The organism is Cytobacillus depressus, from assembly GCF_008923245.1.
GTDB lineage: Bacteria > Bacillota > Bacilli > Bacillales > Cytobacillaceae > Cytobacillus > Cytobacillus depressus.
Genome location: NZ_WBOS01000001.1, coordinates 47,500 through 62,372, shown reverse-complemented (window position 1 = coordinate 62,372; position 14,873 = coordinate 47,500). Strand labels below are relative to the sequence as shown.

General features: G+C 35.3%; 11 protein-coding genes. 9 read left to right on the top strand and 2 right to left on the bottom strand.

Features of this window, described 5'->3' with window-relative positions:
* Positions 1–49 precede the first annotated feature (49 nt).
* Positions 50–1,444, bottom strand: a complete 1,395-nt coding sequence (locus F7731_RS00250; RefSeq protein WP_151532771.1) for a sigma-54 interaction domain-containing protein — start codon at positions 1,442–1,444, stop codon at positions 50–52.
* A 248-nt stretch (positions 1,445–1,692) separates the two neighbouring features.
* Between F7731_RS00250 and F7731_RS00245 the strand changes: the two genes are divergently transcribed.
* From F7731_RS00245 to F7731_RS00205, 9 genes are all read left to right on the top strand, one after another.
* A complete protein-coding gene (locus F7731_RS00245) occupies positions 1,693–2,949 on the top strand; it encodes a M20 family metallo-hydrolase (protein ID WP_151532770.1) in 1,257 nt (418 codons plus the stop codon).
* A 78-nt stretch (positions 2,950–3,027) separates the two neighbouring features.
* Entirely contained in the window at positions 3,028–4,236 is a 1,209-nt protein-coding gene (locus tag F7731_RS00240) for an amidohydrolase (protein ID WP_151532769.1), read from the top strand.
* Between the two features lie 108 nt (positions 4,237–4,344).
* The gene (locus F7731_RS00235; RefSeq protein WP_151532768.1) at positions 4,345–5,052 is read left to right on the top strand and encodes a DUF5058 family protein; all 708 of its coding nucleotides are present in this window, start codon (positions 4,345–4,347) and stop codon (positions 5,050–5,052) included.
* A 16-nt stretch (positions 5,053–5,068) separates the two neighbouring features.
* Complete coding sequence (locus F7731_RS00230) at positions 5,069–5,782, top strand: small-conductance mechanosensitive channel (RefSeq protein ID WP_151532767.1); 714 nt, start codon at positions 5,069–5,071, stop codon at positions 5,780–5,782.
* A 93-nt stretch (positions 5,783–5,875) separates the two neighbouring features.
* Positions 5,876–7,315, top strand: a complete 1,440-nt coding sequence (locus F7731_RS00225; protein WP_151532766.1) for an amidase — start codon at positions 5,876–5,878, stop codon at positions 7,313–7,315.
* 450 nt (positions 7,316–7,765) lie between these two features.
* Positions 7,766–8,857, top strand: a complete 1,092-nt coding sequence (locus tag F7731_RS00220) for a C45 family autoproteolytic acyltransferase/hydrolase (protein WP_151532765.1) — start codon at positions 7,766–7,768, stop codon at positions 8,855–8,857.
* Between the two features lie 53 nt (positions 8,858–8,910).
* Complete coding sequence (gene menC, locus F7731_RS00215; protein WP_151532764.1) at positions 8,911–10,026, top strand: o-succinylbenzoate synthase; 1,116 nt, start codon at positions 8,911–8,913, stop codon at positions 10,024–10,026.
* Positions 10,027–10,154: 128 nt separating this feature from the next.
* A complete protein-coding gene (locus F7731_RS00210; RefSeq protein ID WP_151532763.1) occupies positions 10,155–11,546 on the top strand; it encodes a M20/M25/M40 family metallo-hydrolase in 1,392 nt (463 codons plus the stop codon).
* 125 nt (positions 11,547–11,671) lie between these two features.
* A complete protein-coding gene (locus F7731_RS00205) occupies positions 11,672–13,237 on the top strand; it encodes an ABC transporter substrate-binding protein (RefSeq protein WP_151532762.1) in 1,566 nt (521 codons plus the stop codon).
* A 149-nt stretch (positions 13,238–13,386) separates the two neighbouring features.
* Here the strand turns inward: F7731_RS00205 and F7731_RS00200 are convergent, their stop codons facing one another.
* Positions 13,387–14,694 (bottom strand): transcriptional regulator, encoded by a 1,308-nt coding sequence (locus F7731_RS00200; RefSeq protein WP_151532761.1) that lies wholly within the window; start codon positions 14,692–14,694, stop codon positions 13,387–13,389.
* Positions 14,695–14,873: the final 179 nt, after the last annotated feature.

The window sequence follows — 14,873 nt, the reverse complement described above, 5'->3', positions numbered from 1 at the left end:
TAAACTGATATTTATTTAGCCTGAAATTTTTTTAATTAGCAGCCTTTTTTCAAATCTTTGCTATATTTGTCTTCAACTGAAATTTATTTGCCTTTTTTACCACAGTTGATTGGTCTATTTGTAATGCTTCAGCTACTTTTCTTGTCGTTTTGTATTTTTTGAAAGCTGACAAAAGCAACTTCTTTTCTAATTGTTCAACTGCTTCTTTTAAGGGGATGATATCTTGCATATTTTTCTGTTGGATGGGTTCAATGATATCGAATACTTTTGCGGCTTCAATTTTATCACCGATTGTGGTGATGACTAATCTTTCAATTAAATTTTGTAATTCTCTAATATTCCCAGGATATTCGTAATCATATAGGCTCCGCATGGCTTCTTCCGAAATAGTTTTTTTCACGCCATATTTATTATTTGTTTTACTTAGAAACATATTAATCAATGAAGGAAGATCTTCTTTTCTTTCTCTAAGTGATGGAATTGTAATTGGTACGACATTTAGTCGATAGAATAAATCCTCTCTGAAATCACCTTTTTTCACAAGTTCTTTTAAATTTTTATTAGTTGCAGCGATCACGCGGGCATTAACATCAATTGATTTAAAGCCTCCAATTCGTCTAACTTTTCGCTCATCAAGTACATGTAAAAGTTTAACTTGAAGGCTTAGGGGCATATCGCCAATCTCATCTAAAAAGATCGTCCCATTTTCAGCCATTTCAAAGAGTCCCTTTTTCCCTTCTTTTGACGCCCCAGTAAATGATCCTTTTTCATAGCCGAAAAGCTCTGATTCAAGAAGATTTTCAGGAATAGCGCCACAGTTAATTGTGATGAAGGGACCGTCTCTCCGTCCGCTTTTTTCATGGACCAGTTTCGTAATAAAGCCTTTACCGACCCCAGTTTCACCTAATAATAAAACAGTAGCATCCATTTTAGCTACATGGTCAATAAGGGTAACAATATTATTCATCGCTACACTTTCATAAGTGATTCGATCCTTATCATTCGTCCGTTTAAATAGTTCCTGCTTGAGCCACTCGTGCTCGATTTGTAAATTATTAAGGTCTGATTCAAGCTTTTTCGTTTCTGTAATATCCTTTGATATATTAATGATTTTTTGGATTTCTTTATTTTTATTAAAAATAGGGATACCCGTTACTAAGAGTATTTTATTTGCAGCTGCTTTTTGGATGATTGTAACTTTCTTTTTCTTTTTAAGGACTTCACAAGTAACAGACCTATCGAAAAATCCCTCTTTTTCCAATTTAAAGGCACTTTGCCCGATTATATCGGATTGTGTAATTCCAAACTTTTCCTCAAATGATTTACTAATTTTTGTGAAAATCCCCTCACTATTTGCAATTGTAATCGCTTCAAAGTTCATTTCTAGTATAGAATTTAGTTCCTCAAAGGCTTGTCTATAATTTTCTAATTGTCTATTCGTCATTAAAAAACCACCTTGTTATTTTCTAATTGACAGGAAGAGTGATGAAAAATTTCATCAACTTCGATGAATTTTTTCATCAAAAACAAAAGAGAAACTATGTAATAGCTAGATATTGTTCAAAAAATATCTTGGCATAAAAAATGCATATATTATTTACAATCTTCTAAAAATTATAACATTAATAATAGAAGGTTACTAGGTGATTGTTTCACTTGAAGATTTTTCGAAAATATTAGAGGAGAAGTGGAATGGGGATAAACTTCGAAAGAATGATGCTTGATTTTTCAAAAATTATTAGCATTACGAAAACACCTGGGAATGGATGTACACGATTTTCATACAGTCCTGAAGACAAACAAGCAAGACAGTACCTCCTTTCTCAAATGGAACTACTTGGACTTTCTATTAAAGTAGATGCGATTGGAAATATTAGAGCTAAGTTTGGAAAGGAAATAGACAAACCGTCCATTATGATCGGTTCCCATATTGATACAGTAGAAAGTGGAGGAAAATACGACGGATTAACCGGTGTTTTAGCAGCTTTAGAGATTATTAGAGTATTGATAGAAGAAGAGACTGAATTAAGACACCCTATTGAATTAATTATTTTTGCGGAGGAAGAAGGCTCTAACTTTGGGGTTACGATGCTCGGAAGCAAGGTTTTGACAGGTAGGTATAACGTTGAGGAATTAAAATCAATTAAAAACGGAGAGGGTATTTCTGTTTATGAAAAAGTACAAAGTTTTGGCTTAAACATAGAAAATGTCGAGAACGATTTACTTAGAAAAAATGAAGTTATGTCGATGATTGAATTGCATATTGAACAAGGGGCAGTACTAGAAACGCAAAGTAAATCGATTGGCATCGTTCAAGCCATTGCAGGGATGAATACGTATAAAATTAATCTTGAAGGAGAATCCAATCATGCGGGCACAACCCCAATGGGTCTAAGATCTGATCCGATGGTTGGAGCGGCAAATATCATTTCTTTCATCCAACAAGCCGCAAAGGAAATGGCTTTGCCATCAACTGTTGCGACAGTGGGGAAAATATCCTGCCAGCCCAATGTCCCGAACATTATTCCAAAAAAAGTAGAATTCTATATAGATATTAGGGATGTAGAATCCAATGGAATTGAAATCTTTTCAAAAAAATTGAAGGAAAAAGTAAAAAATGTTTCAGAAGAGCATTCACTAAAAAATACAATCGAATTAATCGGAGCTTCAAATACAGTAAAACTATCTCCAAGGATCATTGAACAAATTGAAGAGATAGCTAAAGAACAGAATTATAACTATATGAAATTGAATAGCGGTGCTGTACATGATTCGGCAATGTTAAATAATCTGACAGAAGTAGGTATGATCTTTATTCCAAGTCTCGGTGGAAAAAGTCATTGTCCTGAGGAATTCACAAGTGAAAAAGATATTCATGCAGGTTGTAATTTATTACTTAATGTTGTAAGGGCTTTAGCTACTAAGAAAAATGAAATAGAAACATTCTAGTAGTTAATATTTATTAATTTTTATTGTGGAGATAAGATTAAATATTTTAATCATAAAAATTGAAAGGAGTTTTTAATTATGTTGGAGACTGTTTTTGAAAGATTACAAGAAATTTATCCGGAGATGGTGGATTTCAGAAGGGATCTTCATATGTATCCGGAGCTTTCACATCACGAGGAAAACACACCTCTTAAAGTGGAAAATTTCCTAAGAAATTTAGGATTAGAAGTCCGATCCCAAGTTGGTGGGAGAGGGGTTGTAGGTCTACTTAGGGGCGGAAAGCCGGGGAAAACCGTAGCCTTGCGTGCTGACTTTGATGCCTTGCCGATTCAAGAAGAGAATGACGTGGAATATAAATCGCGTATTCCTGGAGTTATGCACGCATGTGGCCACGATATTCATACCGCTGCCCTGCTGGGAGTGGCAAAAGTACTCACTGAAGTTAGAGATCAAATTGAAGGGAATATTGTATTTATTCACCAATTTGCGGAGGAAGTGATTCCAGGAGGGGCTAAGTTCATGATCGAGGACGGATGCTTAGACGGTGTAGATGTAATCTATGGTGCCCATGTTTCTTCTATTCACCCGCTTGGAACAATTGGTGTTAGAGAAGGGGATACTATGGCAGCAGGTGATACGTTTGAAATTGATATTTTTGGAAAAGGCGGGCACGCTGCGACTCCCCATTTGACTGTTGACCCAATTGTTGTAGGTAGCCAGTTAATCATAAATTTGCAACAAATTGTTGGGAGAAAAGTAGATCCACTCAAGCCAGCTGTTGTTTCTGTTGCTGCATTTAACAGCGGTACAGGCTTTAATGTCATTCCTGATAAAGCAAAAATCACGGGAACTGTTCGTACATTTGATGAAGATGTTCGTGACATGATTGAAGACCTTATCGGCGAGATTGTGAACTCTACTTGTAATGGAGTGGGTGCAACTGCTAAATATGAATATGTAAGAGGGTATCCAGCTGTTAAAAATCACCCAGATGAAACGAAAAGGATTGAAGAACTAGCTATTAATCTATTTGGAAGTGAAAATACTAAGCGTATACCTGCGCAAATGGGAATGGAGGATTTTGCATATTACTTGCAAAAGGTTCCGGGTACTTTTTTCTACGTAGGTGGAAAATCTGATTTATTCGAAGAATTCCCGCATCATCATCCTAAATTTAATGTAGATGAGCGTTCTATGATTCAGATTGGAAAACTGTTTATTTCGGCTGTGTTTGATTTTCTCTCAAATGAAGAAACAGAAGAAAAAAAGCTAGTAGAGGCCCCTTAGGAGATTTGAAGGGAATCTATCAAATATAGGGTTGCAGAAACTTACATTTAGGGAGGCCCTTCCTAATGTAAGTTTCACTCTTGAAAATTTTATGGGAGGTAATAACAAATGGAAGAAGTTTTGCAGTACGCCAATAGTGCCCCTGTATGGATTATCTCTAGTATTGTAGTATCTATTGTTATTTTCCAAGCATTTATATTTATTAGAGTAGCTTCAAAAACCGCTCCAAGTATAGGAATGACAGCTCAAGAAACTAAAAGTGCTTTGAGGACAGGGTTTATTAGCTGTTTAGGACCTTCATTTGGAATTGTCGTTGTTATTATTTCTTTGATCTCAGTACTTGGGGCACCCTTTACGTTAATGAGAATTGGGATTATCGGCAGTGCTGCTACAGAATTAACTGCTGCTGGAATCGGTGCCAATGCTTATGGAGTTGAATTGAATTCACCAGACTTTGACTTAAAAGCTTTTACTACTGTTGTTTGGACGATGTGTCTTGGAGGGTGTGGATGGTTATTATTTGCAGCTTTGTTTACAAAATCTCTAGGCAAAATGCAAACGAAAATCGTTAGTAAAAACGCGAAGATGATGACCATCGTTTCGACCGCAGCTATGTTAGGAGCATTTGGATATCTTGCAAGTCAGCAAATGGTGAAAGGTTATAGTGAAGCAGTTGCGGGAATCGTGGCAGGAGTATCCATGATGGTTCTATTAACGATTGCTAATAAAAAAGGAATAAGATGGCTGTCGGAATGGGCACTTGGGATATCACTTATTTTAGCTCTGACAATCGGCTATCTTTCATCATTAATTTAATTAGGGGGGAAATAAAATGGCTATTACAAAAGAAGTGGAAATGACTTCTTCAAAAATCGAAATAAGTTCTGAAACAAATAGTATGGAAGCATTTCACAGCAAATCGGATTTTTGGGGTCGTCTAACTCTTTGGATGCTAATTGTTACATCATTAATGCCTCCCCTATATTTCTCATTTGTTTTAAGCTATCATCCGGGCTGGGGACCAATAATTGGCGGACTTATTGGATATGCGGCTTTTATCGGGATTATGTGGTTTTTAGAACCTATAACTTATTATCCTGTACTAGGGAAATCCGGAACATATATTGCTTTTTTAACAGGGAATATTGCTAATATGTGTCTTCCGTGTTCTGCTGCCGCTCAGGAAGCTATCGGTGCTGAACCTGGAACGAAAAAAGCGGAAGTTGCAGGAACATTGGGAATAGCCGTAGCGTCGTTTACAAATATCGTCATTATTATTGTAGTTGTTTTAAGTGGGTCGTACATTTTAACAATTATCCCGCAAACAGTCCAAAATGCTCTTCAATATATACTGCCGGCAATTTATGGTGGCGTATTAGGTCAATTTGCTCTAAAAAAGCCATTATATGGATTAGTGGCGTTCGTAATTGGAATGGCAATCTTATTCTCTCCAATTTTTAGTTTAATCAAGATTGTTCTATGTGTTGGTCTCACGATTGCAATTGTACTATATATTGAAAAATTAAAAGGAAAGAAAAATGCATAAGGATTAATAAAATGCATTCTGACTTGTGGCAGCCGGTCAATATCAATAATTAATCCTTAGTAGACAATTCAAGAAATAGGAGTTGTTGTTAACATGGAGAAGGCTATATATTTTTCTACTGCCCAGGAGCTTGCTAAAGCCATTCAAACTCGACAAATATCAGCTCGAGAGGTTGTTGAAGCTCATTTAGAACAAATTAGAAGAACAAATCCGCATGTAAATGCAATTGTTTCACTGTCAGAGGAGAAAGCATTAATTGAGGCGGATCAGGCGGATAAGAAGCTTGCTTCTGGTGAAAAAGTTGGCCCTTTTCACGGTCTACCGATAGCAATTAAAGATACACATCAAGCAGTAGGGTTTCCGGCAACAAAAGGATCATTAGCTTTAAAAGACTATTTTCCAACACAAGATGAACTGATTGTTGAAAGAATTCGACATGCTGGTGCTATTGTTATCGGGAAAACGAATGTTCCGGAATTTGCTACTGGTGCTCACACATTTAATAAAGTATTTGGTGTTACGCGGAACCCATATGATCTAAGCAGAACTGCCGGCGGAAGCAGTGGTGGTGCAGCTGTTGCTGTAACATGTGGGATGATACCTTTTGCAGATGGAAGCGACATGGGAGGGTCTTGTCGATATCCGGCAAGTTTTAATAATGTAGTAGGATTGAGACCCTCACCAGGCAGAGTGCCATCGTATCCAAAGGCGGCCCTTTATTCGCCAATGGCGGTGCAGGGACCAATTACCCGTAATGTGGCAGATGCATTTTTTATGATGTCTGTCATCGCTGGACCTGACGATCGCTCACCCCTGTCAATCGATGAACCAGGGTCAATATTCCTTGCCCCCATTGACGCAAATTTAAAAGGTCTTAGAATCGCCTATTCTGCTGATTTTGGAGGGATTATTCCGGTTGAACAAGCCGTGAAAAATAATTTGCAAGACCAAATGAAAGTATTTAGTGATCTTGGTTGCTATGTGGAAGAAGCATGTCCAGATTTAACTGAAGCGGAGGAAGTTTTTCAAGTATTGAGGGCTTGGGAAATTGAATTGTCTTACTCAGAACTTTTTGACCGATTCCGCGAAATAATGAAACCTAGCTTTATTTGGAATCTTGAAAAAGGAAGAGCCCTTCGTGGGATTGATATTGGTCGAGCCGAGAAACTGCGTTATCAGCTTTACCACCGTATACGTGCTTTCTTTGAAAAATACGATGCTCTCATTCTACCAGTCAGCCAGGTACCGCCATTTGATGCAGATCTTGAATATCCAACTGAGATTGCTGGTGTCAAAATGGAAAACTACATTGATTGGATGCGCTCATGTTATTATATTTCGGCGGTTGGAAACCCAGCTTTATCTGTTCCTTCTGGCTTTACGAGTGACGGATTGCCTCTTGGTATTCAAATTGTTGGTCCCCATCGTAAAGACTTCGATGTATTGAAAATTGGCTACACGTTTGAACAGGCAACAGATTATGGATTGCAACGTCCAAAACTGGCTTTAAAGGATGACTTGCATATATCTTAAAGTAAATATGGAATTTTTCAATCCAGAATATATGACGGAACCTTAACGTTTACCTAGATGGGAATCATGTCTTTTGAAACGTTAAGGTTTTTTATTTGGATTTTTAATATTCTTACAGGGTTCCTAAAACAACTGTAATACAAATCAACACACTCTACCTATTGTATCTTTCTTTACATCTAAACCTAGTTGTCTTAATTAGAAAATCTTGTTTTTTCAAAGTGTATTCTTTTATTTTTATGAAAATGTTTGTAATTTTCAGATTTATGTTATATATAATGTATATAAGACCATATGGAGTCCTTTGTCTTTAATTGGAGTATTGATTGAAGTTAACCAAATTATTTGTAAACCGAATATTAAAGTATTTTCAACCAATTTATCCATATTAAATAAACTTCAAAAAATATCACCAAATAGAATGATGAATGAAAGGGAAGTGTTTTAAAGTTGAAAAAATTAGTATTAGAGGGATCTGCGAAAAAAATAGGCATTCAGCACGGGTTAAACGGAAAAAATGAAGTTTTACATAGTCTTGAAACATATGAAAAACTGTTTTACGGCTATAGGCAAATTAATTGGAAAGAAGCAAAGGAAATAGCTTTACATCATTTAAACGCAATTGAAAAATACGATTTTCATTTAATTGAAGAGATGGAAGGGGTTGCTGAAGGTGCTGGAGTAGACTTTGAGGACATTCTAGTACTAAATACGCGAAGCGAAATAGCACTAGCCGGGTATAAGGGGCCAGCTTTTTCGGATGGATGTACTGCTATAGCGGTATCACCACCTCTTATTTCCGAAACGATACTTGGACAAAATTGGGATTGGAAAGGAAGACAGAAAGAGAGTCTTCTTACATTATCCATTAAACAAAAATCTAAACCAGATATTACAATGGTGACAGAAGGAGGAATAATTGGCAAAATCGGCCTTAATTCACATGGCTTGGGTGTGTGTTTAAATGCTTTATTAACTGATAAAAAGTCGAATGAAGTTCCTATTCATTTAGGGCTGCGAGGAATTTTGAATTCCTTTACTTTAGGTGAGGCAATCTCAAAAATTAAAGATGGACAAATTGCATCAGCAGCAAACTTTTTAATAGGTATAGATGAAGGAAAAGGTCTAGGAAACGGAATGGCATTAAATTTTGAAGTTTCGCCGTTTGGAATTGATTCTGTAGGGGAGAACGAAGGGAAACTAGTTCACACCAATCATATATTGTCGGATGTAATTAAACAAAATCTAAGTGATATGAACGAGTATAAATTTGAAGATTCTATGATACGAAAAAGGCGTGCTGAACAATTAATAGATTTTGCAATTTCCTCGGGAGATCCGATTACAGAAGAAACATTTAAAATTTGGTTATCAGATGAATTTAATGCTCCTAATTCAATTAATCATTATGAAAATAGTTTTGTACCCGAACATCGAAGAATGGAAACTGTCTTCTCTATAATTATGAATCTTTCTAAAAGAAGGATGTTGCTTTGCATCGGAAAACCTGCAGAAGGGTATTATGAAGAAATCTCTTTGTAAAATGAATAATTAAGATATATGAATGGTAGCTGAAAACATAAGGAGGATGAAAATTGAAAATAGAAAAGATCGTGTTACGCAAAATGAAAATGCAGTTAAAAAAACCCTTTCATGTGAGCTTTGGCATTATAAAAGAAAAAAAATTCATTGTTGCTGAAGTTCATACAAAAGACTTTATTGGGTATGGTGACTGTTCAGCACTTCCTTTTCCTTTTTATAACGAAGAAACAACAAGCACCGCATGGCATATCCTTGATGAATTTCTTATCCCCCTTATCCTCAGCAAAGATGAAATTTCTCATCCAGAAGAAGTAAACTCACTTTTTTCACCAATTCGACGTAATCAAATGGCAAAATCTGCACTGGATTGTGCAATTTGGGATCTCTATGCTAAAGAACAAAATATATCTTTATCTAAGGCACTAGGAGGAACAAAAGAAAAAATTGAAACAGGGATTAGTATTGGCATCCAAGATAGTATAGACGACCTTTTACATGTAATTGATAAATATATGAATGAAGGGTATCGTCGCATTAAATTAAAAATTAAACCGGGAAAAGATATTAAATATTTAGAAGCAGTAAGGGAACACTTTGGGGATATTATGCTTATGGCTGATGCAAATTCAGCTTATACGCTAAAAGACATTGATTTGTTTAAAGAAATGGATAAATTTAATTTACTTATGATTGAACAGCCTCTTTCTCACGATGACATAGTTGATCATGCAAAGCTCCAAGCTGTTGTAGACACACGAATATGTTTAGATGAGAGTATTCATTCTATAGAGGATGCAAGAAAAGCAATAGAATTAGGTAGTATGAAAACGATAAATATTAAAGTGGCTCGAGTTGGAGGGTTAACTGAAACTAAAAAAATCCATGACTTATGTCAATTAAATGGTATACCGGTTTGGTGTGGAGGTATGTTAGATACTGGAATTGCTCGTGCACATAATATAGCAGTAGCCTCTCTTCCAAACTATCAGTTCCCTGGCGATATTCCTGCTTCGAATCGATATTGGGATAATGATTTTGTTTCTCCTCAAGTTATAATTGACCAAAATAGTTTAGTGCAAGTTCCTAATACAGCTGGAATTGGTTTTGAACCTGCACTTGAATTATATGATAAATACACTATTGAAAAAAAAGAATTTGTAAAAAGTTGATGAGAAACTCAAATAACTTAATATGTAGACATTAATAAAAATATGGTTTGATTATAACGAAATATAATGGACACTTTTTTATTTTGATATCGAAGTATTCCAAATCTAAAAGGGAGGAAATTATGTAAATGACTATTCAAAAGGTTTATGACTTAATAGATGCACGGAGAGAACAATATTTAGAAACGCTATTTACACTTTTGCGTCAAAAAAGCATAAGTACACAAAAAATTGGGATTGAAGAATGCGCAAATTTATTAAAAGGAATGATGGAGGAAGCCGGAATACATACAAAAATTATTGAAACAGAAGGACACTCAGTTGTTTATGGGGAAATTATCAAAGACCCGAACGCTTTTACTCTATTATTATATGGACACTACGATGTACAGCCGCCTGATCCCATCGATGAGTGGATATCCCCTCCATTTATACCAATAATTAGAGATAATAAGATCTTTGCTCGTGGAAGTAGTGATAATAAGGGACAGCTAATGGCTCACGTTCTTGCTATTAAAACCTATTTAGATGTCTATGGGGAATTACCTATAAACGTAAAATTTGTGTTTGAGGGAGAGGAAGAACAGGGGAGTATTAATTTAGAGTCATTCGTAAGTGACAATCGGGAGCTTTTAAAGGCAGATCTTGTATATACTTCTGATGGACCTTCTCATCAAAGTGGTGCACCCCTTATTATCTTGGGTGTAAGGGGTTTACTATATGTAGAATTAAAAGCTACAGGAGCAAATATTGATAACCATTCCGGGAATAAAGGAAATGTGGTACCAAACCCAGTCTGGAAACTATTTGAATTACTGAGAACAATGAGAGACGAAAAAGGAGAAATATTGATTGAAGGTTTTTATGACAATGTGAGGGAACCATCAAATTATGAAAAAGAGCTTATAAAGAAACTCCCATTTAACCGAGAGGAAGTAGGGAAACAAATTGGCTATCCTTCGTTAGATTTGGATGGAGAAACATTTTATCGCAAGTTAACGATGGAGCCAACATTTAATATTGCTGGAATTCAAAGTGGATATAATGGTGAAGGAATGAAAACAATTATTCCTTCTACAGCAACTTTAAAAATGGATATTCGATTAGTTGTAGACCAAACACCTGAAGAAATTTTTGGAAAATTATGCAATCATGTAAAGAAACACGCTCCTGATATTGAAGTTACCAAATTAGGAATGTTTCATCCTTCCAGAACATTAGCAGACCTTGAGTTAATTAATATTATTAAAAATGCATTAGAGGAAGTAAGCGGGAGGGAGGCAATTATACAACCGAGCATGGGTGGTAGTTTGCCAGATTATGTTTGGACAAAAATATTAAAAGCCCCATCTATTATAGTCCCTTACGCTAATTATGATCAGGCAAATCATTCACCAAATGAAAATTTGGATGTTGACTATTTTTTTAATGGAATTAAATACACTTGTTCAGTTATTAATAGATTAGCTGATCAGGTAAATAAAGGGAGAATGGTTGCAACTAATCAAGTTAACAAATAAAAATACCTTGTTGGGTTATTACTTCATTGGCTTTGCAGATTTGTTTGAGAGTAACTGCCGTATGTTATAAGGCATATCCTATTTTTGCACCAAAAAAGAAATATATGAATATAGGGGGAAAATAAATGCTAAAGAATAAATGGATTATTCTTGCAATATCGTTATTCTTTATCTTGCTTTTAACTGGGTGCAATGGAGATAAAAATAATGAAAAAGTTAATTCGGAACCAACTTTAGGCGATGAATTAAATATTGCAATTAACTCCCAGCCGGCAACTCTTGATAATCATGTTAACTCTGCAACAATCACACAAGAAGTATCAAGAAATATTTATGAGAAGCTTTTTGAACTAGATTCAAAATACAAAGTTGTTCCTATGCTTGCCGAATCTGCAGATGAAAGTGAAGACGGGAAAACTATAACCTTCCATTTAAGGAAAGGAGTTGAATTTCATAACGGGAAAGAAATGAAAGCAGAAGATGTAGTAGGTTCTTTAGTTAAATGGCAAAAAGTTTCTTCTAAAGGAAAGGAAATGTTTAAAGACGCTAAATTTATCGAAATTGATGACTATACAGTTGAATTGCAGCTCCCTAGCAGCATTTATGGAATATTATCCATTTTTGCCGATGTGACTCAATCTGCAATCATTATGCCCAAAGATATTGCAGAAGCGGCGGGGCCAGATGGGGTGAAAGAATATATCGGTACAGGACCTTTTAAGTTTGAGAAATGGGTACAAGACCAATATATTCATTTAACAAAGTTTGAGAATTACAAACCTATTGATAAACCTGCAGATGGATTATCAGGAAAAAAGGAAGCCTTAGTAAATAATGTTTATTTTCATATAATCCCGGATAGTTCAACAAGAATTTCAGGTATACAAACGGGGCAATATGATATAGGGATCGAAATGCCTCGAGAGAGTTATGATCAAATTGCTAACACAGGTAGTCTAAAAATGGTTACTCCAATCAAGGGTGCTGTCGGTTTAGTTATGAATAAAAAAGAAGGCTTACTCTCGAATATTAAAATTAGACAGGCCATTAATGCTGGGCTTGATTTGGAAAGTATTTTGTTAGGTGCCTACATCGATGAGAAGTTTTTCCGTTTAGAGAGCAGTTACATGCTTCAAGAACAAGAGGAGTGGTACACTGGGGCAGGTAGCGAGAAGTACAATTTGAATGATCCTGTATTAGCGAAAAGTCTTTTGAAAGAAGCAGGATATGATGGAACTCCTTTAAGATTAATTACGAGTCGTGACTATGACTATATGTACAATTCAGCAGTAATAATTAAGGAGCAGCTTGAAAACATCGGAATGAAAGTAAATATGGAAATATTCGACTGGGCAACTGTTGTTAATAAAAGAGGGAAGCCTGGTGAGTGGGACGCGTTTGTTACTGCAGCTCCTTCCTTTCCGACACCTACACAAATATTATGGTTAGGAGCGCAGTGGCCAGGATGGACAGATGATCCCAAGATTGAGGAATTAAAAGCAAGGATTGATGGTGCAAAATCGCAAAAGGAAGCTTTTGCAGCTTGGGAAGAATTACAAGCATTTTTGTATGAATATCTTCCGATGATAAAATTTGGAGACACTTATCTTTTCATCGTTCATTCAGATAAAGTAAAGAATCTTAGAAACCAAGACGGTCTAATTCTTTGGAACACCTCAATTGAAAAGTAATAGTTTGTTTTATCTACCTGTCATTTATGGCAGGTAGATAAATTATTCTTAACAGTACCAGTACCAGAATATTAGGGGTGTAGTCGTTAAGAGCATACGCATTAAAACGAATTATTTCAATTATTCCTGTCTTGTTTATCGTTTTTTTATTATCCCTCTATTTTATGAAAATCTATTTTATAAATGGATCGTGGTCTACCTTTTTGATATGGTTGTTCTTCGCCAATAATTTCCGCTATTTCGTTATCCAATAGCTTTTTCAACAATCGATCTGCACTGCGTTTACTCAATTCAAGGTAATTGGCAAGATCATTAGATGAAAAGCTATTAAAATTCCGAAATTTTACGAACTCCGAAATTTTACTTAGATTAGAAACACTAATTGCTGTTTTTTCAGAAATAGAAAGGATTTTCTGATTCATACTACGTAAAGAATATTGTTGGTTTTGGTTATTTAATGGACCGATTACTACTTTCTCATCGGTTACAACATAGATTTTATTCTCATTTGATTTTTCTGCGTGATGTAGTGCAATATATGCGTTTTGTTCCGCCTCTTTTGCCGAGAGTCCCAACCCGAAACCAATGCAAACTGTAACTCCAGTGAGTTTTTTTATCTCTGTTGAAATAGACAGTTCGCTATAGTAATTAGAAACCTTGGCTAAAGCTCCTCTTGTTGTATAAATAACAAATTGACCTTTACCTAGGTGAAGAACGGATGCATCAATTTGTTTTCCGAAACCAATTAAGAGCTGATGTATTTTTAGCGAAATTTCCTGCCCAACAAAATCTCCACTTTTAGCTGCTATTTCGTTGTAATTTTCGATGGAAATCAAACCAACCGCAATTTGTGATTCTTTACTAATTCTAAGTTTCCCCATTTCTACTGCTTGGTTTATAGCATCTTGGACATTTTTATCTGGTTTAATCATGTGCAAGCTATTAACTCCATTTTGTTTTAACCGAACATCAATAGCCTCTACACTAGTCAGTACAAAGTCCACCTTTTTTTCCTTCCAAAGATAATAATGGTAATTATAAATTTGCTCTGTATTATAGTCATCAGCATACTCTCGTACAAAGAATGTCTCTGGATTTAGCTGCAACTCTTGAAAAACATTAAATACATAATCCTGGTTAGATATATCAATGGAAATGCTATAAGTTTTTTTCTGTAAAATATTATGAATATAATATAAGGATAAAGCGATATTATATTCGTTGGTCTGTATGTATATGGCAGGTAATCCTTTTTTTGTGATTTCTTCCTCGGCTAAAAAATACGGTATAGGGCCAACAAAAAGTAATACCTGAATATCGTTTTCTATCTTATTAACGAGAGAAGGTGCTTCTTCTGGAGTTTTGTAAATATACGGAATGAAATCTGTGTTTTCGTTTTTTTTCTTAATTACACGTTGGACCACTCTCTCTGAACCAATAACTGCAATGCGAATCATCACACTCTCCTTTTAAACTTTTTACTTCTAAACTACTTCCTAATTCAAACTATATAAATTAATGATTACCATATCAAGGAAATACCCTTTTTCCAAAAAATATTCATTTGTTTGAGTCGGCTTTTCTTTATAAAATAATCAAAATTATTAATAAATATTTAGACAAGTTATTGATGCGC